This is a genomic window from Frankia sp. AvcI1 (assembly GCF_001420875.1).
In the GTDB taxonomy this organism is placed as follows: domain Bacteria; phylum Actinomycetota; class Actinomycetes; order Frankiales; family Frankiaceae; genus Frankia; species Frankia alni.
In genome coordinates this window covers 66,277-86,512 of the sequence record NZ_LJFZ01000002.1, presented here as the reverse complement: position 1 = coordinate 86,512, position 20,236 = coordinate 66,277, and the positions used below count along the sequence as shown (strand labels likewise).

The 20,236-nt window shown below is 73.1% G+C and carries 10 protein-coding genes and 19 pseudogenes; 13 read left to right on the top strand and 16 right to left on the bottom strand.

Features of this window, described 5'->3' with window-relative positions; genetic code table 11:
* From UK94_RS37665 to UK94_RS72650, 3 pseudogenes are all read left to right on the top strand, one after another.
* Positions 1–81 (top strand): annotated as a pseudogene (locus UK94_RS37665) (hypothetical protein); the annotation flags it as partial.
* A 1-nt stretch (position 82) separates the two neighbouring features.
* Positions 83–280: pseudogene (locus UK94_RS37660) on the top strand (DUF72 domain-containing protein); the annotation flags it as partial.
* Between the two features lies 1 nt (position 281).
* Positions 282–337: pseudogene (locus UK94_RS72650) on the top strand (hypothetical protein); the annotation flags it as partial.
* 749 nt (positions 338–1,086) lie between these two features.
* On the opposite strand, the pseudogene UK94_RS37655 reads toward UK94_RS72650, so the two are convergent.
* The 4 genes and pseudogenes from UK94_RS37655 to UK94_RS75695 all read right to left on the bottom strand — a co-directional run.
* A pseudogene (locus UK94_RS37655) lies at positions 1,087–1,522 on the bottom strand (acyl-CoA dehydrogenase family protein); the annotation flags it as partial.
* 1 nt (position 1,523) lies between these two features.
* Positions 1,524–2,029 (bottom strand): annotated as a pseudogene (locus UK94_RS37650) (acyl-CoA dehydrogenase family protein); the annotation flags it as partial.
* 1 nt (position 2,030) lies between these two features.
* Positions 2,031–2,177: pseudogene (locus UK94_RS37645) on the bottom strand (acyl-CoA dehydrogenase family protein); the annotation flags it as partial.
* Position 2,178: 1 nt separating this feature from the next.
* Positions 2,179–2,235 (bottom strand): hypothetical protein (locus UK94_RS75695; protein WP_313949446.1); only part of this gene is annotated, 57 nt, incomplete at its 3' end.
* A gap of 540 nt (positions 2,236–2,775) precedes the next feature.
* Between UK94_RS75695 and UK94_RS37635 the strand changes: the two are divergent.
* The 3 genes and pseudogenes from UK94_RS37635 to UK94_RS37625 form a co-directional block, all read left to right on the top strand.
* A pseudogene (locus tag UK94_RS37635) lies at positions 2,776–3,450 on the top strand (DEAD/DEAH box helicase); the annotation flags it as partial.
* A gap of 1 nt (position 3,451) precedes the next feature.
* Positions 3,452–4,068: pseudogene (locus UK94_RS37630) on the top strand (DEAD/DEAH box helicase); the annotation flags it as partial.
* A gap of 195 nt (positions 4,069–4,263) precedes the next feature.
* On the top strand, positions 4,264–4,608 hold a 345-nt coding region (locus tag UK94_RS37625), incomplete at its 5' end, for a DbpA RNA binding domain-containing protein (RefSeq protein ID WP_235486270.1).
* A 1,317-nt stretch (positions 4,609–5,925) separates the two neighbouring features.
* Here the strand turns inward: UK94_RS37625 and UK94_RS02550 are convergent.
* From UK94_RS02550 to UK94_RS02520, 6 genes and pseudogenes are all read right to left on the bottom strand, one after another.
* Positions 5,926–6,369, bottom strand: a complete 444-nt coding sequence (locus UK94_RS02550) for an OB-fold domain-containing protein (RefSeq protein ID WP_055748579.1) — start codon at positions 6,367–6,369, stop codon at positions 5,926–5,928.
* A gap of 659 nt (positions 6,370–7,028) precedes the next feature.
* Positions 7,029–7,188, bottom strand: a pseudogene (locus UK94_RS37615) (VOC family protein); the annotation flags it as partial.
* 6 nt (positions 7,189–7,194) lie between these two features.
* The gene (locus tag UK94_RS02540; RefSeq protein WP_011601662.1) at positions 7,195–7,410 is read right to left on the bottom strand and encodes a CopG family transcriptional regulator; all 216 of its coding nucleotides are present in this window, start codon (positions 7,408–7,410) and stop codon (positions 7,195–7,197) included.
* Positions 7,411–7,597: 187 nt separating this feature from the next.
* Entirely contained in the window at positions 7,598–8,419 is an 822-nt protein-coding gene (locus tag UK94_RS02535; protein WP_055748577.1) for a TetR/AcrR family transcriptional regulator, read from the bottom strand.
* A gap of 116 nt (positions 8,420–8,535) precedes the next feature.
* The gene (locus UK94_RS02530) at positions 8,536–9,615 is read right to left on the bottom strand and encodes a hypothetical protein (RefSeq protein ID WP_063822589.1); all 1,080 of its coding nucleotides are present in this window, start codon (positions 9,613–9,615) and stop codon (positions 8,536–8,538) included.
* Positions 9,616–10,741: 1,126 nt separating this feature from the next.
* Complete coding sequence (locus UK94_RS02520; protein WP_011601658.1) at positions 10,742–11,404, bottom strand: TetR family transcriptional regulator; 663 nt, start codon at positions 11,402–11,404, stop codon at positions 10,742–10,744.
* A 96-nt stretch (positions 11,405–11,500) separates the two neighbouring features.
* Between UK94_RS02520 and UK94_RS37610 the strand changes: the two are divergent.
* Both UK94_RS37610 and UK94_RS37600 read left to right on the top strand, forming a co-directional pair.
* Positions 11,501–11,863 (top strand): annotated as a pseudogene (locus tag UK94_RS37610) (nitroreductase family protein); the annotation flags it as partial.
* A gap of 22 nt (positions 11,864–11,885) precedes the next feature.
* Positions 11,886–12,127: pseudogene (locus UK94_RS37600) on the top strand (nitroreductase family protein); the annotation flags it as partial.
* A 21-nt stretch (positions 12,128–12,148) separates the two neighbouring features.
* On the opposite strand, the pseudogene UK94_RS37595 reads toward UK94_RS37600, so the two are convergent.
* Positions 12,149–12,325 (bottom strand): annotated as a pseudogene (locus UK94_RS37595) (NIPSNAP family protein); the annotation flags it as partial.
* Position 12,326: 1 nt separating this feature from the next.
* Positions 12,327–12,691, bottom strand: a pseudogene (locus UK94_RS37590) (NIPSNAP family protein); the annotation flags it as partial.
* 431 nt (positions 12,692–13,122) lie between these two features.
* Here UK94_RS37590 and UK94_RS37585 point away from each other — a divergent pair.
* From UK94_RS37585 to UK94_RS72645, 3 genes and pseudogenes are all read left to right on the top strand, one after another.
* Positions 13,123–13,509, top strand: a pseudogene (locus UK94_RS37585) (SAM-dependent methyltransferase); the annotation flags it as partial.
* Between the two features lies 1 nt (position 13,510).
* Positions 13,511–13,891 (top strand): annotated as a pseudogene (locus UK94_RS37580) (SAM-dependent methyltransferase); the annotation flags it as partial.
* Positions 13,892–13,929: 38 nt separating this feature from the next.
* Positions 13,930–13,977 (top strand): hypothetical protein (locus UK94_RS72645; protein ID WP_268761199.1); only part of this gene is annotated, 48 nt, incomplete at its 5' end.
* Positions 13,978–14,050: 73 nt separating this feature from the next.
* On the opposite strand, the pseudogene nudC reads toward UK94_RS72645, so the two are convergent.
* The 4 genes and pseudogenes from nudC to UK94_RS02490 all read right to left on the bottom strand — a co-directional run.
* Positions 14,051–14,630, bottom strand: a pseudogene (nudC, locus tag UK94_RS37570) (NAD(+) diphosphatase); the annotation flags it as partial.
* Between the two features lies 1 nt (position 14,631).
* Positions 14,632–15,031 (bottom strand): annotated as a pseudogene (locus tag UK94_RS37565) (NAD(+) diphosphatase); the annotation flags it as partial.
* 179 nt (positions 15,032–15,210) lie between these two features.
* Positions 15,211–16,092, bottom strand: coding sequence for a hypothetical protein (locus tag UK94_RS37560; RefSeq protein ID WP_235486266.1), 882 nt, complete (start codon positions 16,090–16,092; stop codon positions 15,211–15,213).
* Between the two features lie 1,034 nt (positions 16,093–17,126).
* Positions 17,127–17,912: an enoyl-CoA hydratase-related protein gene (locus tag UK94_RS02490; RefSeq protein ID WP_011601652.1), complete on the bottom strand. Its 786-nt coding sequence runs from the start codon at positions 17,910–17,912 to the stop codon at positions 17,127–17,129.
* Positions 17,913–18,496: 584 nt separating this feature from the next.
* On the opposite strand from UK94_RS02490, the pseudogene UK94_RS37555 reads away from it, so the two are divergent.
* A pseudogene (locus UK94_RS37555) lies at positions 18,497–19,285 on the top strand (ABC transporter transmembrane domain-containing protein); the annotation flags it as partial.
* Between the two features lies 1 nt (position 19,286).
* A pseudogene (locus UK94_RS37550) lies at positions 19,287–20,126 on the top strand (ABC transporter ATP-binding protein); the annotation flags it as partial.
* Positions 20,127–20,236 lie beyond the last annotated feature (110 nt).

The following is a 20,236-nucleotide window of genomic DNA, read 5'->3' as shown; positions in this document are numbered from 1 at the left end:
GACGCGCACGCTGGAGGCGGCCCTGGCCGTCGCGGCCGCCGAATGGATTCCCTTCGACACCACGGCCCTCTTCCGCAGCGCNCCGACCAGCGACGCCGAACGGGACGCCTGGGCGAAGAAGCCACGCGTGCCGCTGCGGTCGGTCGCGCTGACCGACCGGCCGATCGTCCGCTACCTCGGCCGCGACGATTCCGCGCGGACGATCGAGGGGTGGCAAGGCTGGATCGACGTCGTCGTCGACTGGCTGCGCGAGGGCCGCTCCCCCACCGTCTTCCTCCACNCCCCGGACAACGCCGACGCCCCGGAACTCGCCCGCCGCTTCCACGACGAGGTACGGNCACGCGTGCCCGCGCTGGCGGCCCTGCCGCGGCCGAGACNGACCGAGCCNGCGACCCTCTTCTAGCCGAGCGGGCCCAAGCCGGGCCACCTCCACGGCCCCGTGTGACGGCTTTGTTGCCCGGCCGCGAAATACCGAGGCCGGACTGCTGCCAACAAGCCCCGATAATCTCCCTTTTCCGTGGACGAGGCCCGATTCTCCGTGCCAGGATGCCGATATCGGGTGTGCCGACCAGCATGGGGGATGTTCACATGAGTGGAGTCACGAACCTGACCGTACTCGTCGACGACGAGCCGACACCGGACGGCTGGATCAAGATCGGTAAGGATCTCAACGCCGGCGCGGGGGGCGCCTATCTGTATTTCGCCTACGAAAAAGGTTCCGGCGCGCCCATCACAAACATCATCTTTTTGNTGAGCAAGGACGAGTCGGCGCCGCCGAGCTACCACCGGATCGATGTCGACCTGAACAAGGGCGCGGGCGGCGCCTACATCTACGCCGCCTTCACGCGCGAAGCCCACCTGGGTAGCCCGATCGACGATCTGGACGTCATTCTCGGCGACAACAGNGGGATCCAGCCGCAGGCGCCCTGGCGACGCATCGACGTCGACCTGAACAAGGGCGCCGGCGGCAAGTACGTCTACCTGGTGTACCGGAACGCCTGACGATCCGGGCACGGTTGGCCGCGTACGTGCCTGCGACGCTCCTCCCAGCTCGGGGGAGACGAGCGGGAGGGGTCGCCGCGGGGCTCAGAAGCCGAGGCTGCGTCCGATGATCTCTTTCATGATCTCGTTGGTGCCCGCCCAGATCTTCGTGACCCGACCGTCCATCCAGGCCTGCGCGGCTCGGTACTCGGTCATGTAACCGTAGCCGCCGTGGAGCTGCACGCAGGCATCCAGGACGGCATTCTGGACTTCGGAGGACCACCATTTCGCCTTCGCCGCGTCGACGGCGGAAAGATTTCCGCGACTGTGGGCCGCTACGCACGAATCTACGAACGCCTGGGTGACATCGATCTTCGTGACGAGCTCCGCCAGCAGGAACTTGTTGTGCTGAAAGCTGCCGATGGCGGCGCCGAACGCCTTGCGCTCGGCGACGTAGGCAAGTGTTTCGCCGAGGATCTGAGTGGCGTGGGCGATGCTGGAGACGGCGACGCTGATGCGTTCCTGCGGCAGCCGCTCCATCNTGCGCGGGAATCCCCGGTCGACCTCACCGATCACCGCGTCCGCCGGCACCCGCATATCGGTGAAGAAGAGCTCCGCCGTGTCGGATTCCGGCTGGCCGACCTTGTGCAGCTTACGACCCCGGGAGAATCCCGGGGTGTCCGCCGTGACCCCGAACAGGGTGATGCCGCGGGCGGCCTTCGCCCCGGGATCGGTCCGCGCCGCCAGCACCACGAAATCGGCCGAGTAGCCGTTGGTGATGAAGGTCTTGGACCCGTTGATGATCCAGTCCGAGCCGTCCGGGACCGCGGTCGTCCGCAACGCGGCCAGATCGGAACCGGCCGCCGGCTCCGTCATCCCGATCGCGGCGACCATCTCGCCGGAGCAGAAGGCGGGCAGCCAGCGCTTCTGCTGATCCTGCGTGGTCAGGCCCGCCACATACGGCGCGACGATGTCGGTGTGGACGCTGAAGGACGACGCGACCCCGGCGCTGACCTTCGACAGCTCCTCGACCCAGACGGCGTTGAAGNGGTAGTCGTGGATGCCGCTGCCGCCGTGCTCCTCGTCGACACCGAGGCCGAGGAAGCCCGCACGGCCCGCCTCGTGCCACACCTCCCGGGCGATGACCCGATCCGCGATGAACTGACTGTAGCCGGGACTGACGAACCGCTCGACGANCGTCCGCACCGACTCCCGGAACAGCTCGTGATCATCCTCGTAGAGGGTTCGTTCCACGTCCGACCTCCCAGCCGTTCCGGGTGCCGCCCGCCGCGGGCCCGCGCCGACGCCACGGGGAACCAAAGACAATCTTCATCCGCGACGGTGATAGCTAACTGAGTCATACACCAGCGCGGTGTCTGCCGCAGAAGAGCACCGCGGAACCCCGCCGCGCGTCCCGGCCCCGGGCTGACGCTTGCGGGCGAGTCCGCCGTAGGTGTGGACGTGCGTGTCGTCGGGAGCGGGCTGCGCCGGGTCGGGGTGCCGGTGATGGACGAGCACGACCCCGGGTCGAGCAGTTCCCAGGCCACGATCGTCCACCGTTCACCCACTCCGACCTGACCGTCAGGTCCACAGCAGACCGTTTCCGTCCGGATTCTTGCCGTAGTGTGGCCCGCTCCGGCGGCGGGCCGGAGGCGGCGGACGCCGGGCGGCGAGGTCGCTGCCGGGAGTCCCCCCGCACGGCCCGCCGCATCCGCGCGGGGCAAGCGACTACCTTCGGAGCAGACCTGCCGGCACCAGCGCGGATGCCCGGATCACAGAAGTCGCGACTGGGGGATGCGTATGAGCTCGACCACCGATCCGGAACCGGACCCGGCGGGGGACGAGGCCCAGGCCAGGGAGGTCGGCCCGGCACGGGGCAACCCGGCAGGAGACGTCGAGCCGGCCGGAGACGTCGAGCCGGCCGGAGACATCGCCCCGGCCGGAGACATCGACCCGGCCGAGGACGTGGCCGGCTTCGCCGAGCTGGCGCTGCGGCCCGAACTGCTGCGCAGCCTCGCCGCCCTCGGGTACGAGGAGCCGACGCCGATCCAGCGGGAGGCCGTTCCGCCCCTGGTCGCGGGCCGCGACCTGCTCGGACAGGCGGCGACCGGCACCGGAAAGACCGCGGCGTTCGCCCTCCCCCTGCTGCACCGCCTGACCGATGACCGCACCGGCGACCATGGCCCGCAGGCCCTGGTGCTCGTCCCGACCCGGGAACTCGCCGTCCAGGTGTCCGAGGCGATCCACCGGTACGGTCGCGACCTCGGCGCCCGGGTCCTGCCGGTGTACGGCGGGGCTCCGATCGGCCGGCAGGTGCGCGCGCTGGTGCAGGGCGTCGACGTCGTGGTCGCCACGCCCGGCCGCGCGCTCGATCACATGGGTCGCGGGACGCTGCGGCTCGACGGCCTGCACACCGTCGTCCTCGACGAGGCCGACGAGATGCTCGACATGGGCTTCGCCGAGGACATCNACGCGATCCTCGAGCAGGCACCGCAGAAGCGCCAGACCGTGCTGTTCTCGGCGACGTTACCGCCGCGGATGGACCAGATCGCCCGGCGCCACCTGCGCGATCCGGTCCGCATCCAGATCGGCCGCGCGGCGCCGGAGCCGGGCGCGGCGCCGCTGGTCCGGCAGGTCTCCTACGTCGTCCCGCGGGCCTACAAGACGGCGGCGCTCGGCCGCATCCTCGACGTCGAGTCGCCCCGGTCGGCGATCGTGTTCTGTCGCACCCGAGAGGAGGTCGACCAGCTCGCCGACTCGCTCAACGGGCGCGGCTACCGGGCGGAGTCCCTGCACGGCGGGATGAGCCAGGAGCAGCGGGAACGGGTGATGGAGCGGCTGCGCACGGCGACGGCCGACCTGCTCGTCGCGACCGACGTCGCCGCCCGCGGCCTGGACTTCGAGCAGCTCACCCACGTGGTGAACTACAGCGTCCCGTCGGCGCCGGACTCCTACGTCCACCGGATCGGCCGGGTCGGGCGGGCCGGCCGCGAGGGGGTGGCCATCACCCTGGCGGAGCCGCGCGAGCACCGGATGCTCAAGACGATCGAGCGGGTCACCCGGCAGCGGATCGCCGTCGAGAAGGTGNCCACCGTCGCCGATCTGCACGCCCGGCGGCTGGAACTGACCCGTGCCGCGTTGCAGGAGAGCCTGCTCGAGGACGATCTGGAGCGGTTCCGCGTCGTCGTTGAGACGCTCACCGACGAGTTCGACCCCATGGAGATCGCGCTCGCGGCCGTGAAGCTCGCCCACGACGCCAGCTTCGTGCCGAACGACGCCGANGACATCCCCGACCTGCCGCCGGCGACCGACGCGCGCGGCGAACGGACGGGACGCGACGGCGCCGGCCGCCGGGAGCGGCGACCCCGACCGGCGAGCGGGGGCATGGCCCGGTTGTTCGTCGGTGCGGGCCGCGGCGCCGGCGTCCGGCCGCAGGACCTCGTCGGCGCGATCACCGGGGAGACCCGGTTGTCGGGCCGCGACATCGGCGCCATCGAGATCGCGCAGCGGTTCTCGCTCGTCGAGGTGCCCGACGGCGCGGCCGACGAGGTGATCGCGTCGTTGCGCGGAAGCACCATCAAGGGTCGCCGGGTCGCCATCCGTCGCGAGCGCCAGGACAGTCGCTAGCGCCCGCGACGGGTGCCCGCGGGCCGGGTGCCCGTGACGGGTGCCCGCGGGCCGGGTGCGCACGGGCCGGCGGACCCTGCCGCGCCTGCCCGCCGGTGAGCCGGTTCGCCACGGAGCCGCTCATGCCACGGAGCCGGTTACGCCCCGGAGCCGGTTACGCCCCGGAGCCGGTTACGCCCCGGGAAGCCGGTTACGCGCCGGNGAGCAGCATCGCGCCGGTGAAGGGGCCGACCGCGTTGGCCCAGAGCGCGACCTCGGCGTCGGCGACCTGGCGTTCACCCGACTGGCCGCCGCGCAGTTGCCGGGTCGCCTCGATGCAGAAGTTCGCGCCGTGGCGGCGGCCCACGTTGCACGCGCCGCCGTCGGTGTTCGTGGGCAGCGCGCCGGTGAGGCTGGTCCCGCCGCTACTGACGAACGGACCGGCCTGCCCCGGCTCGCAGACCCCGAGCGCCTCCAACCACTGCAGGGTGATGACGCTGAAGCCGTCGTAGAGCTGGGCGCAGTCGAGGTCGGCGGCGGTCAGGTCGGTGTGGGACCACAGCTCCCGCAGGCAGTGCACCGGGGACGTCCGGACCATGTCGGGCAGCAGCTCGAAGGTCATGTCGTGGGTGGCCGAGAGCGCGGTCGCCTCGACGAACACCGGCTTCTGCCGCAGGTCGCGGGCGCGCTCCTCGGTGGTGAAGATGACGGCCGCGCCCGAGTCGCAGGGGTAGTCGCAGTCGAGCAGCCGCAGCGGCTTGCTGATGTAGGGCGCGGCGAGGTAGTCCTCGACCGTCAACGGCTCCCGCATCAGCGCCTCGGGATTCTTCGCGGCGTAGGCGCGCTGGGTGACGGCGAAGTTCGCGAAGTCCTCCTCGGTCGCGTCGGACTCGTGCAGGTAACGGTTGGTCAGCAGGCCGGCCCACTGCGCCGGCATCAGGTCGCCGAACGGGTGCTGGAACTGCGCGTCGAAGNCCATCCCGGTCCCGCCGGCCCACAGGTTGGCCCGGCTCGGCTGCTGCAGGATCACCCGCATCGCCACGACCGTGTCGGCCTGGCCGCTGGCGACCGCGTGCGCGGCGTGGATGGCCGGGCTGATGAAGGCCGGCGAGATGCCGACGTCGAGGTGCCAGCGCAGCGGCGAGAAGCCGAGCATGTGCGCGAAGTCGATCGGGTTGCCGCCCCAGGTGGTCAGGCCGTCGATGTCGGCCGACTCGAGCCCGGCGTCCGCGAGGGCCGCACGGGCCGCCTGGGCGGCGTGGTGGCGTTCGCTCAACCCCGTGCGACGCCCGGCGTCGGAGTAGCCGACGCCGACGATCGCGACCCGGCGCCCGGCCATCACGCGAGGCTCCCCGCGGGCGCGAACACCGGGATCGTCAGGTCCGGGGAGAGGTCCTCGAAGGTGACCTCGACCGGCATCCCGAACCGGACGTCGGGCTCGGCGATCCCCACCAGGTTGGACAGCATCCGCAGACCCGCCTGCTCGGCGAGCTCGATCGACGCGAGCAGGTACGGCACCCGGTCGGCGAAGAACGGATGGAACACCCGGCGCGTCTCGGTGAAGCTGTAGACCGAACCCCGCCCGGACACCGGCTCGTACGCGAGGCGGAAGGAGCCGCAGCGCCGGCAGACCGGTCGTGGGAGGTGGATGAACAGGCCGCAGTCCTGGCAGCGCTGGAGCTCCAGCCTGCGCTCCCGCGCCGCGGCCCAGAACGGCGCGCTCAACGCGTCGATCACCATCTCGGGGGGCGCGGGCCTCGCTAAGTCCGCCTGCTGCGTCATGCCGGCCTCGTCCTCTCGGGCTGGGACAGCCCTTGCTCGGGCGCCGGGGGCGGCTCGGCCTGGGACCAGGAGACCACGGCAGCAACCGCCCCGTCCGCGCGCCGAAGACCGCCCACCCCGATCGTGATCGACAACGGCGTTGTCCGGCACTTGCTCCCACCAGCACCGTAGTTCGGCGCCTCGTCCGGGAGCAAGGAGCATCGCTCCCGAGCAGGACCCGACGCGGCGCGAACCCGCCGGCGGACCGGCGTCAGCCCTCGAGCTGCTCCACGCTGACCCCGACGACCTCGTAGGTCACCGCGACCCGCTGATCCAGGCTCGTCGGGGTCGGGCGGCCACCACCACGATGAGGTCGACCACGTTCACCGCCGGGTTCACTCCTGCGTCTCCCGGACCTGGTCGGCGGTCAGGACTGGAAGGTCGGCTGCGGCTGCGGCTGCGGCGACCACGCCGTCGCCTTCGTCGACAAGTCTCATCAGCGTGGGCTCGGTCGGGGCCTGGAGGCTCCAGGTGCGTCCGTCGGGATCGCGGACGGTCATCTCCCGGGTGCCGTAGTGGGTCTCCTCGAACGGCGTGACCACCTCGACGGCGGGGTCGAGGCGGAGGGCATCCGCGTCGGCCACCGTCAGCACGGGCTGGATCCGGGGCACCTCGCCGGNGGGAACCTCGCGCAGGAAGACGTAGGGACCGTCGCCGGCGCGCAGCAGCCCCGAGCCGTGGTCGGTCTCGAACTCCAGGGTGAACCCGAGGGCCTGGAAGAACCTGGCCGCCCGGCCCCAGTTGTGGGTCTCCACGACCATGCCCTCGACACCCTCGGTCNCCATCTCAGATCCCCTTCCCGGACGCCTGCCCGCGCTCGTCGCGGAGGTGGTCGTGGTCGTCGCGGGCATCGAGGCCGTCGCGGACGTCGAGGTAGGTCCGCAGCGCGTCGGCGACCAGGGCCGACAGGGACAGCTCCGACTCGATGGCGCGATGCTTCACCCGCTTGATCAGCCCGATCGGCAGGTACACGTTGAACTGCTTGACGTCCTCGTCCCCCACAGGAGGAAGGCTAGCATCCTAGCCACCGGGGCGCACTCCGCCGACGCCTCGGCGAGCGCGCAGGACGCGGTACGCGGTACGCGAGAAGGATTGCGGTGCGATGTGCACGGTCCGCGGGTCCAGATCGCGCACAACGCACCGCCATCGGCCCCGCCACCGCGAGNCGTGACGGGCCCGCGAGTCTGGATCACCTCTCGGCCACGCCATAGCGGCCGGCGATCCCGGTGGCGAGCAGCTCCAGGCCCAGCCGGAAACCCCGCTCGTCGACTCCCAGCACGCCGTCGATGTCGGCCAGCCGGCTGAGCTGGGGGTACTCGTCGGCCGGAAGCCGCCTGCCGGAGGCCGGCGCCGCGGCCACCGCACCGACCCCGCCGGCCTCGATGGCCCCGCCGGCCACGGTGGTGGCAGTGGTGGTGGTGGCAGTACTGGTGGTGGTGGCGGCGGTGGCGGTGGTGGCGGCGGCGGCCCGCGCCGCGTGTTCGAAGGCGACGAAGGAGCGGGTGTAGTTGAAGCAGACGTTGTAGACCGCGGCGGCGTCGGCCAGCGGCAGGCCGGCGCGCAGCAGCAGCCCGATGCCGGTGTCGAGCCGGCGGAGCTGGGCGGGGGTGAGGGCCGCGCGGATCACGAACGTGGGGGCGTAGAGCACGACCTCGCGGTACGCCGGGAAGCTCTCCATCAGGTCCCGGTAGGCGGTGAAGTAGGTGATGAGCTCGTCGCGCCAGGGACCGTCCCCGGCGGGGGGCAGCTGGCGGTGCAGGTCGGACATCACCTGGTCGGCCAGGGCCGCGAGCAGGTCGTCCTTGGTGTCGAAGTACCGGTAGACGCTCATCACGCCGCAACCGAGCCGCCGGGCCAGCGCCGGCATGCTCAGCCGGGCGAGGCCGTCCTGCGCGGCGAGGTCCCGCGCGGCCGCGACGATCTCGCCGCTGCTCAGCGAGCCGCGCGCCCGCCGGCGTCGCCCGACGGTCGGCGGCTGGGTGCCCTCGGCAGATTCACGCACGCACGACATTGTCCAGGGCTCCACCCGAAGCCCGACCGGCCACGGCCTCGCCCGATGGGCCTGCTGTCACGGCCCCGCCCGACGGCCGCGCCGCGTCCGGCGGCCAGCTCGGGCGGGGCCGGGTGTCACGGGCGGACGGGCCGGGTCTGGGTGATCGTCGTGCCCCAACTGTGCAGCGCGGCTCCGTGCAGGCCGCCGAGACCGCCCGCGACCATCACGAGGACGTCCTCGGGCCGGCGGGTGAGTGGGACCCGGCCGCGCGCGTCCACCCACCCGATGTCCTCATACTGGCGCTGATGCTGGCGGGGGAACTCCGACAGCGGGATGGAGGCGTTCTCCCACAGGATGCGGCGCACGTCGTCGACGTCCGGGTAGGCCCTGCCGACGAGCGCGGCCCAGACCGGGTTGAGCGCGATGACGACCTCGGCGAACGAGAGCTGGACGAGGTAGCCGTTGGCCCCGGGATGGGCCAGCGCGCGCCCGACGAACTTCAGCAGCACGTCGGCATCGGTGGCTACCACCTCGCAGATGTTGGCCGTCCCCATCGTGCCGAACGCCGTCACCGCGTCGCCGGGCACGCCGCGGCGCTCGGCGAGCGGCGCCCACGGCGAGCGTTCCTCCCACTCCCCGAAGACGATGCCGTTGACCCGGCCGGGCTGACCGAACGTGCTCTGCGAGGTGACGCCGACCCGCTGACCGGCGACGTTGCGCATGACCAACTGCAACGCACGCCCGATCGACGCCGCCCGCCCGTCCGCTCCGCCCAGGCACCCGGCGCCGAACGGGATGCCCAGCGCATGCCGCTGCGCGCCGTTGACGATCAGGGCGGTCGTCACCGAGCCGGTCGTGGCGTTCAGGGCGTGCAGCTCGTAACCGGGGTCGGCGACCGCCTCGACCGCGGCGCGCAGCAGCGGCAGGGCGGCGGCCGGCGCGCCGGCCATCACCGCGTTGACGGCGAGCTTCTCCGCGGTGACGGGGGCCAGCGACGGCGGCAGCGCGCCGATCACCTCGTCCGGCGCGGTCCCCCACTCGGCGAGGTAGCGCGCCACCCGCTCGGGCGTGGGCGGCACCAGCGGCAGCCCGTCGCTCCAGCCCCGCTCGCGTGCGAGGGCGTCGAAGGCCTCCTGGTCGGCGGGCACCTCGTGGACCACGCTCGCCAACGCCGGGGGCGCGGTCGTCGTCGCGGCCGTCGTCGTCGCGGTCATCGGACGACCGCCCCGATGGCGTCGAGCAGCGCCGGGAACGAGGAGCGGGCGTGCGCGCGCACCTGCTCCTCGGGCAGGGTGTTCAGCGACGAGGGCAGCTCGACCAGGCGCAGGCCCGGCCGGCCGTTGTCGGCGGCGAGGGTGCGCGCGAGGCCGACGAAGTGCTCGGTGACCGCGACGACCGTGGGCAGCCCGCGGTTGAGGGCGTTCAGGCCGTCCTTGACGCTCCACGAGGTGCACGAGCCGCAGTTCGCCAGGCCGGAGATGACGGCGTCGACGCCGCCGACGAAGGCGTCGTACTCCGCCTGCCTGCGCTCACCCTCGGCGCCCTTGAGCCCCTGGGCACGCCGCCACGTCGTGACGACCGCGCCGGCCCGCTCCAGCTCGGCGATCCACTCGTCGACGGTCTGATCCCAGGCCTGCCACAGGACGTCGACCCGCACCCCGATGCGCCGGCCCCGCAGCGAGCCGAGATCCGGCCCCGGGTCGGCGTCACCGGGCACGACGCCGCCGGTGGGATCCAGCACGGTGATCGATGACGGCGCCGGGCCGGCGGGCGCGACACCGCCAGCACCGGCAAGGCCGCCGGCGCCGGCGGAGACCGGCTGGCGGGAGTCGTCGATGCGCACCGCCGTGAGGCCGGGCAGGGCGCGGCGCAGCCGAGTCTCGACCACCCGCCGTAACTGGTCGGGCGGCAGGGCGCAGTTGTCCCCACAGTCCGCGTCGTTGAGGCTGAACGACAGGGCCACCGTGCCGGCGCTCTCGTCGACCNCGCTGAGCGCGAGCGTGCCGCCCTCGCTGCCCAGCAGCGCGGCGAGCTCGGCGACGGTTCGCGCAACCGTGGCGCGCCGCACGCCCTGCACCAGGCCCGTCATTCCGCGGCCTGATCGCGGGGCAGCCGGCGGCCCGGGGCCCCCGTGGTCATCGATCCGTCCATGGCGTCGTCCCATCGTCGTCCGGGAAGTGGAGGCGCTTAGCGTAAGCCTTACGCTAAGGGTCGTCCAGGGAAATCGATCGACGGCAGGCGCCGTCAGCGCGGCGGCGAAGCGGCGGAGCGGAACGGCGGCGGCGGAGCGGCGGCGGAGCGGCGGAGCGGCCGAGCGCGTGGGCGCAGAGCGCGGGGAGGTCAGCGCGCGGGGGTGGGGGGTGCTCGGCGGGCCGGGCGGAGGCCGTCGATGAAGAGATCGAGCTCGGGGCCGAAGTCAGGACGGCATTCGTCGGCAGCCATGACGGGCAGGATGACCCGCAGGTGCGGTAGCTGCTCGCTGCGCGCCGCCGTGCGCGACCAGTCGTCGAGCAGGTCGGCCTGGTCGGCCTGCGCTCCGGCCGGGCTTGCCGTCTGAACCAGGACCGCGCCGAACAGCTGCCCGGCCAGCGACCGGTAGCGGCGCACGGCGGTCGGCTCGTCGAGCCCGGCGTCGAGAAGCGCGCCGAAGAACGCGTCGAAGACGCGCAGCGCGCGGACCGATCGCGGGTCGGCCTGGCCCGCGACCACCGCCCGGGCGACGACCGGATGGGCCGCGAACGCCGCGAACGTGCCGTTGCCCAGCAGTCGCAGCCGCTCGTCCCAGGCGAGCGCGGGATCGGGCAACGCAATGGACTCGTAGACGCGCGCCGCGATGCCGTCCAGGAGGTCGCGCTTGTTCGCGACGTGGTTGTACAGCGACATCGCCTCCACCCCGAGCTCGGCCGCGAGCCGGCGCATCGTCAGACCGGGCAGGCCGCCTTCGTCGGCAAGCCGCAGCGCGGCGTCGAGAACCGTCTGCCGGCTCAGGGTCTGACGCGGCACGGATGGCCTCCGGAAAGCGGGTGGCAGAACAAGGGGTCGGCGGGCGTGATATTACATTACTTACATTATAAGCTTACGAGATAAGTACCGGCTGCAGTGGAGGACTTCGTGGACGCCGAGACCCTGCTCACCACCACCCGTTCGGTCCGCCGCAAACTCGATCTGGACCGGCCGGTGGAACCCGAGGTCCTGACGGACTGCCTGCGCATCGCCCAGCAGGCCCCGGCCGCCGGCATGCTGCGCTCGAACCTGCGCTGGATCGTGGTCCGCGACCAGGCCCTGCGGGAGAAGATCGCGGCGCCGGTCCGCGAGGTGGGCCGGGAGTCCCAGGCGAAGTACGGGCACCTGGTCGACGCCCGGACGCTCGCCTCGGGGAAGTACCTGCTCGACACGCTGCATCGCATCCCGGTGCTGGTCGTGCCGTGCATGCAGGGCCGCCCCGGCGGCGAGAACGGGGAGNTGTCCGCCTTCTACGGCTCGNTCTACCCGGCGATCTGGAGTTTCCAGCTCGCCCTGCGCGCCCGCGGCCTCGGCAGCACCATGGTCGGCTACCACCTGATCGGCCGCGAGCGGGAAGTCGCCGACATTCTTGGCATCCCCGCCGACGTCACCCAGATCTCGATGTTGGCCGTCGCCTACACGACCACCGACACCTTCCACCCCGCCGCCTGGCCCCCGGTCGAGGACATCACCTACCACGACGGCTGGGGCCGCCCGGCCTAGCCAGGAGCCCGCACCCGAGCGTCAGTGCAGCGGGGAGAAGTCGGTCGGCCAGGCCATGATCGACTGGGCGTCGAGGATCTGCTCCGGCGCCCCGGCCGGGGGCCAGATGCCGCGGGCGGCGAGATCGCGGCGGATCTCGACCCGCTCGTCCAGGCCGGCGAACGGCCAGATGTGGATGATGCGGGCCGGGCCGTCGAGNGCGTACATGACGACGGTCAGCGGGTCGATGACGTGGCGGGCGGGAAGCGCCCCGCGCCAGGCCTCGATGGTCGGCGCCAGGCCGCTGGGGCGCAGGTGGTAGTCGCGGATCTCATAGACCTTGCCGAACTCGCCGGGGCGGACCGGGGGAACGTACGGGAACGGCGCGAAGCTCGCCAGGGAGAGGTCGGTGACGACGCTCCCGGGCCCGGCGCCGAACGGGGCGGCGGACAGTCGGGCCCGGGTCCGCTCGGCCGCGAGCTCGCCGTCGTCGTCGAACGACCGCAGGACGAACAGTCGGCCGAGCGGGCCGTGCTCCGTCTGCCAGCAGCCGAGCAGGCGACCCCGCGCGCCGTGGCCCTCCACCCAGGGCAACACCCCCGCGGCAGCCTGCCNGCCCTCGGCCAGACCGAAGTGCAACGTGGCCAGCTCGTAGCGGACGGCCTGCTCGGCGGCGCCCAGGTCGGCTCCGGTGATGACGGCGGGCTCGGTCGNCACGGTTCCTCCGTAGTGTCGAAGACTGGTGTCTGCGGGGACGGAGCACCACACTGGCCGATCGCGACCGGACGTGCTCCATCGATCGTCATCCGGAATTCGTGGTCACTGTCCGCAACTCGTAACAGTCATCGAGCAGGACGGGCTGGACACCNCCACGGCGGGGGAGGGAGACCGGTGATCCCGGGCCGCACAACTCCGGCTTCGCCCTCCGGCCGGCCAAGGATGCACTGCGGCGGCGGCAGGATTGCTCACCCTTTAGGGTGGTGCGCAATGGTCCGAGGCGTAAGGGGTCCGTGGCGATGAGCGAGGCCGAGGCGGGTACGACCGGGACGCGCTGGTTCACGCCGGTGGCGGCGGAGGTCCGGCCGGCGGATCTGAACACCGGCGTGCCGCACCCGGCCCGGATGTACGACTACTACCTCGGCGGGAAGGAGAACTTCCCCGCCGACCGGGAGACCGCCGAGCAGGCCATCGCCGCGTTCCCGAACACCCGCAACGCCGCTCGGCAGAACCGCGCGTTCCTCGTCCGGGTCGTGCGCCACCTCGTCGGCGAGGTCGGCATCCGCCAGTTTCTCGACATCGGCACCGGCATCCCCACCTCGCCGAACCTGCACGAGGTCGCCCAGGGCATCGCGCCGGACACCCGCGTCGTGTATGCGGACAACGACCCGATCGTCCTCGCCCACNCCCGGGCGCTGCTGGCCAGCACGGCACAGGGCCGCACCGCCTACCTCGACGCCGACATCCGCGATCCCGAGCGCATCCTGGCCTCCGCCGAGCTGCGCGACACCCTCGACCTGACGAAGCCGGTCGCGCTCTCCCTCATCGCGATCTTCCACTTCATCGACGACGTGGACGACCCCTACGGCATCGTCCGCCGGCTCGTCGACGCACTGCCGTCCGGCAGCTACCTCGCGCTGACGAACGCGACCGGCGACCACGACCCGACGTTCGAGCCGGCCGCGGAGACCTATCGGCGCCGCGGCGTCACGATGCGCCTGCGCAACCGCGCCGAGGTCGAGCGCTTCTTCGACGGCCTGGAGCTCAGCGACCCCGGCGTCCAGGTCGNCCACCGCTGGCGCCCCGACAGCACCGCCGAGGACCTNACCGACGCGCAGGTCAGCGTCTACGGCGCCATCGCCCGCAAGCCCTGATGCGCTGACCGTCCCGCGAGGGCCCGCGGCAGTCCGCTGGCCCACCCCGCGGTGGCGGCGGCTGCCGGCTCGGTCAGCCGGCGGCGGACCAGGAGTCGATCATGGTGCGGGCGATGGACATCCGGCCAGGCAGGCGGATCGGGGGCGGGGAGTCGGTCGCAGGCGCGTCGTCCGCGACGGCCCAGTCGTCGCCGCGGGCCAGAGCCTGCCGTACCTCGTCGCGGGTCACCCACACCGCCTCGCTGATCTCCGCCTCGTCCAGGCGCAGCGGCTGGGCGGGATCGGCCACCGCGTGGAAGCCGAGCATCAGCGACCGCGGGAACGGCCAGGCCTGGCTGCCGAGGTAGCGGATGTCGGTGACGTCGAGCCCGACCTCCTCGCCGATCTCGCGCGCCACGCACGCCTCCAGCGACTCGCCCGCCTCGACGAAGCCGGCCAGCACCGAGAACCGCCCCGCCGGCCAGGCCCGGTGCCGGCCGAGCAGCATCCGATCCGCGCCGTCGTGCACCAGGCAGATCACCGCCGGGTCCGTCCGCGGGTACTCCTCGTGGTGCTGCGCCTCGCAGACGCGTGCCCAGCCGGCGTTGGCCAGCCGGGTCGGCGAGCCGTCGCGGGCGCAGAACAGGGCTCGGCCGTGCCAGTTCAGCAGGGCGNCCGCCGCCGCCAGCAGCGCCGCGTCGCGCGCGCCGAGCTCCGCGCCGACCGAGAACAGGGTGAGCCACCGGACCCCGTCGTCGCCGGCCGCCACCTGGTCCGCGCCACCGCGCACCGCCCAGTACGCGACCCCGTCGGCCTCGCCGAGCAGCAGCGCGTCCGGCGGCGGCGAACCGGCGATCTCCGTCGCCGCCCGCGTCCACAGCCGAGGGCCGGCGTCCGCGTCGTCAACGCCGGAGACCGCACCGATGCCGAGTCCTTCGACCCGCGGCCCCCACCGCACGGGGCTGCGGCCCTCCTCGTCGACGAGGACGACCCGAGCCGACGCCCAGCCCTCCTTCTGCCGCCCGGTGTCCTGCCGCAGCGGCTCGTCCCGCAGTAGGGCGGCCCCCGCCAGCACAGGCGGCCGAACCAGCCCGAAGTCAGTCACAGCAGCATCCTCCAGTACAAGCCGCACGCACGTTCACGGTATGCCGCGCCCCGGTGCCGTGCCCTCGCCCGGCTCGGCCGGCTCGGCCGGCGGGTCGACCGCCGGGAGGAACCGTGCCGGCGAACTGATCCGCGGGACGCCGGAGGCAGTCAGCCCACGTGGCCGCCACGGACCTGGCCGTAGGCGTCACGCCAGGCGTACATGTTGCCGACGAGTGCGCCGGCGAACCGCGGGGTTGTGCTGGGAACATCGACAGGTCTGCCCTCGGCGCAGGGGTACCAGCGATCGTCCTTGTACCGGGCGTCGCCGCCGTTGCCGTCGACGGTGAAGGCGGGCTTCGCGACGGCGCCCGTGAAACACCATCCGGACGCTGGGGGCGGCTCGTTCAGCGGGCCGTTCGCGACGTCGAGCAGGATCGTCCGCTGCGGCGTGCGGACGGCATAGCGGGTGTCGTCGATGCGCAGGATGTCCGGCGAGCCCGCCGCGGCGGACAGGACGAGGCCCGGAACCGCCCCGGCCACCCACCGCCAGGTCGTCCGCCCGCTCTCGGCGCCGAAGCCCTCCACCGTGACCTGCACGTCCTGCGCCGAGGTGTCCTGTGCGCCGTACCGGACGGTGCCCGCGTACGTGCACCGGACCGGATTGCGGATGTCGGTGTCCAGGCCACCGCAGTACGTCGTGGCCGCCGGCGAGACCCACAGCGTCTCGCCGGTCTGCGCGTCGAAGGCGGCGGTTGCCCACAGCCTGGCGGCGTCACGGGTCAGCGGGATGCCGGCGCGCGACGCGGCGAGCTGCTCGGGCGTCGGGACGTAGCCCAGCGACACGACGTAGAGGTCGTTGCTCAGGCCGACCTTCCAGCCGTAGTCGGGGCTCACGTCCAGGCCTCGGAACAGCGTCGCGTAGGGCCGCCGCCAGCGCTCGGCCCCGGCGTCGGTGTAGGCGATCAGGTCCCGCCCGTCGTCGTACAGTCCGGCGCCGATGGAGCGGGAGTAACCCGGGCTCGGCGCGGTGTCCACCTCGACGGTCGACACCGTGACGATCGAGGGCATGACGATCGGGGGCGTGACGATTGGGGGCGTGACGATCGAGGGCGTGGTCGGCGTCGCCGGAACGGGATGGTGCAGCGGTCGCTGGATCTGGNCGGGGCCGGCGAGGCTCGCGGGTTGCGCCGCGGAGTTGCGTGGCGTACCGGTGCGGCCGTCCAGGATGATCGGGCCCGAGCCGTTGCCGGCTGGCACGCAGACGTCGCCGTCCCCGCAGATGTCCGGGACGGACGGCAGCTCGAGGCGCCCGTCGCCGTAGGACCACAGCCGCCGGCCGGACCTCGCGTCCGCGGCGACCACGGACACCCCGCCCGCCGTCACCCCGCCGGGCGAGACCGGCTGGCCGGGCTCCATCCAGACGACGACCCTGCCGCCGGACAGCGTCATGGTCTGCAGCCCCGCCCCCGGCGCCGCCCGCGACGGGCTTGCCGGGGCCGTCCACCGCGGCCGACCCGAGACCGGATCGAGGCTCACCATCTCGAACACACCCGCCGCCGTCAGCGCGTGGAAGACGACGGAGTCGTCGGCGGCGAGGGGCGACTCCACCGCGCGCATGCCGCTCTGCCACCGCCCGGCGACGTGCGCGGCACCGCGCCACGACCCGTCCGCCGCCCCGCTGCCGGTACCGGTACCGGCAGCGGCTCCGGTCGCGTCGGGAGCCTCGCCGGCGCCGGCGCCGGCTCCGTCGGAGCAGGCGCCGAGGGCGAGCCCGGCCATCCCGGCAGCGGCCGCGACCCGCCGCCACCGGCACCGTCGCTGCCCACGGGTGCGACCACGCGCTTCGACCTGCTCATCGGCGGACCGCGGCAGGTTCGTCAACGTGCGCTCCTCGCGTCCGCCCGCCCACCGGCGGTGATTTCGGATGGGAGAAGTCATATCAGGACAGACGGAGACATGGACGAACCGGACGGCCGCGGCGGCGCGGCGGTGGGCGGTGCGGCGCGGCGCGGCGGTGGGCGGTGCGGCGGTGGGGCGCGGCGCGGCGGTGGGCGGTGCGGCGGTGCGGCGCGGCGGTGCGGCGGTCAGGTGAACTTCGGGGCGCGCTTCTCGACGAAGGCCGTGATGCCCTCCCGGCCGTCGCCGACCGCGCTACGCGCGATCTCGCGCGCCTCCAGCTCCATCTGCGTCTCCAGGCCGTTGGCGAACGTCTGCACCAGCAGGCGCTTGATGGCCCCGTGCGAGTCGGCCGGCCCCGCCGCGATCCGCTGCGCCAGCGCCGTCGCCTCACCGGCGAGCTCCTCGGCCGGCACCACCCTGGTGACCAGCCCCCATTCGAGCGCCTCGGCAGCGGAGAGCCGACGGTTGAGGAACATGAACTCCTGCGTGCGGCGCAGCCCCATCAAACGGGGCAGCGTGTAGGAGGAACTGCCGTCCGGGCTGAGCCCCACATTGGTGTAGGCCATGGTGAAGGTGGCGGAATCCGCCGCGAGAACCAGGTCGCCGGCGGCGACGATGCTGACCCCCGCACCCGCGGCGACCCCGTTGACGGCGATGATCAGCGGTGCGTTCATCCGCGCGAAGATCGACACGGCCCGGTGCAGGTCGTCGGCGAGCTTTTTGATTTCCACACCGATGCGGTCGCCGTGGTCCGCCATCTCCTTCACGTCACCGCCGGCGGTGAAGAAACGCCCGGTCGCCGTCAGCAGCACGGCCCGGACCGACGGGTCGCCGTCGCAGGCGGCTGCCGCCCGGGCCAGTTCCGCGGACATCTCCTGGTTGAGGCCGTTCGCGGCGTCGGGGCGGTTCAGGGTGATCCGGGCCACCCCGCCGTCACGCTCGAACTTCAGGGTCCGGAACTCCGGGCTCATCAGCGTCTCCGTTCACAGAGCGTCGCGGCCAGACGTCCGACGGTCATCCGTACCGCGGTCAGACGCCTCGGATCCACGTGGTCCCGCCGGTGCGGGATGCACTCAGACAGGCCTACCAGCATTCGACCGCCGCCGCNCGCGACGCTGAAGCACCCGCCGGAACGCCGGTCGCCGACCGCCCGGGCCGCCGACCGCCCGGGTCGTCGGGCGGTCAGGATCGTCGGGCGGTCGGGGTCGTCGGGCGGTCGGGGTCGTCGGGCGGTCCGGGCGGCGACAGCCGGGGGCACCCAATGTGATGCCCGCATCACAGCAACACACAGGAATGCCCAGGAAATCCACAGCCAGATCTCCCGCGAGCCCACTAGCGTGTCCATTCGTCGGCGATACCGCCGGCCCGGAGGAAAGGATTTCAACAATGCCGATCAAGAAGATTCTTCCGCTGCCTCCCAAGCCGAAGAGGCCGCGCCGGCAGCAGCCCCATCCGCTCCCCAGGAAGCCATCACACAGGTAACAGCGATTCGAATTCCTGCCCGGGGTGCGGTGATGACACCGCACCCCGGGCCGACCCGGGAAAGGCGGTGGGAATGCCGGCGCGACACGCCGCACGCGACGGGTCGACCGTGGCAGGCGGCGGGTCGACCGTGGCAGGCGGCGGGTCCGCCGCGACCCGCCGGGTGGTGCGCCGGCTGCGTCCCCTGGTCCGTCCCGAGCGCGGTGTGCTGCTCGGCGCGGCGGCGCTGCTGCTCGCCGGCACGGCCGCGGAGACGGTCACGGTGTGGCTCTTCGGCCGGCTCACCGACCGGGCGCTCGTCCAGGGTTCCCCCCGGGAGTTCTGTGCCCCGGCGGCGGTGTGGCTGGCCGTCGCCATCGCCGGCGGCATGTGCGGCTACGCGGGCCATCTCCTGGAGGCGAGGGCGTCAGGACGGTTGCTGGGACGGCTGCGCGAGGCGATGCTCGCCCGCCTGCACGTGCTCTCGCCGACCTTCTTCGCCCAGCGGCCGGCCGGCGACCTGCTGACCCGGTTCGGCTCGGACGTGGACGCCGTCGACGAGCTCGTCGGCACCGGTCTGGTCCAGGCCGTCACCACCGGCTGCGGCGTGGTGTGCTTCACCACGGCCGCCTTCGTCCTGTGCTGGGAGCTCGCGCTGCTGGCCTGCGCGGCGGCGCCGCTGCACTGGCTGCTCACCCGCCGGCTAGCGGGCCGGGTGCGGGCGGTGTCGCACGCCGAGCGGGCCGCCGAGGGCCGCATCGCCGCCGTCGCCGAGGAGAACATCGCGGCCAGCGCCCTGGTTCAGACCCACGGGATGGCGGCCCACGAGCTGCGCCGGCTGCGCCACCACGGTGCCGCCTGGCGCGACGCCCGGTTCGCCGCCNACCGGCTCGCTGCGGCGAACGCCGTGCTGGCCAGCCTGCTGGAGACCGTCTTCGTGCTGGCCGTCCTCGGCGTGGGCAGCTGGGAGATCGCCACTGGGCGGCTGACCGTCGGCGGCCTGCTGTCCTTCGCCGGCTTTCTCGGCTACCTGTACGGCCCGCTGCAGGAGCTCGGTGAGCTCGTCGTGGCGGTCGGCTCGGCGGTGGCCGCCGGGGAGCGGATCGCCGAGGTGCTCGACCACCCCGCCGAGGTGGCCGACGCTCCGGACGCCCGACCGCTGGGGCGCGTCCGTGGCCATCTCCGGTTCGAGCACGTGCACCTGACCTATCCGGACGCGCTCGGGCCGGCGCTGGACGGCGTCTCGTTCGCCCTGCGCCCCAGCGAGCTGACGGTGCTTACCGGCGGCAGCGGCGCCGGGAAGTCGACGGTGACCAGGCTGCTGACTCGCCTGCACGACCCGTCGGCCGGACGGATCCTGCTTGACGGGCACGACCTGCGCCGCGTGACCCTGGCCTCGCTGCGCCGCGCCGTGACCGTGGTGGCCCAGGACAGCCCGCTCGTCGACGGGACGCTGTGGGAGAACATCGCCTGGGGCGAGCCGGACGCCGACCCCGCGCGTGTGGCCGCCGCCGCGCGGGCCGCCGGGGTGGACGGGTTCGCCGCCCGGCTGCCCGACGGTTACGACACGCCGCTCGGGCAGAGCGGCCGGCGGCTGTCCGGCGGCCAGCGACGGCGGGTCACGCTCGCGCGGGGGCTGCTGCGCGACTCCCCCGTCCTGGTCCTCGACGAGCCGACGGCGGGGCTCGACGACACCGCGGCCGAGCCGCTGCTGCGCACCCTGCNCCGNCTCGCCGCCGACCGGACCGTCCTGGTGATCACCCACGACCTGCGGCTGGCGGCCCGCGCCGACCACCTCGTCGTCCTCGACCGCGGCCGGCTGGCCCGGCCGGCC

What these genes read in the sequence shown, in the direction of transcription:
- UK94_RS02550 (WP_055748579.1), bottom strand. Translation starts at nt 6,369, where the DNA reads ATGACGCAGCAGGCGGACTTAGCGAGGCCCGCGCCCCCCGAGATGGTG.
- UK94_RS02535 (WP_055748577.1), bottom strand. Translation starts at nt 8,419, where the DNA reads ATGTCGTGCGTGCGTGAATCTGCCGAGGGCACCCAGCCGCCGACCGTC.
- UK94_RS02530 (WP_063822589.1), bottom strand. Translation starts at nt 9,615, where the DNA reads ATGACCGCGACGACGACGGCCGCGACGACGACCGCGCCCCCGGCGTTG.
- UK94_RS02490 (WP_011601652.1), bottom strand. Translation starts at nt 17,912, where the DNA reads ATGAGCCCGGAGTTCCGGACCCTGAAGTTCGAGCGTGACGGCGGGGTG.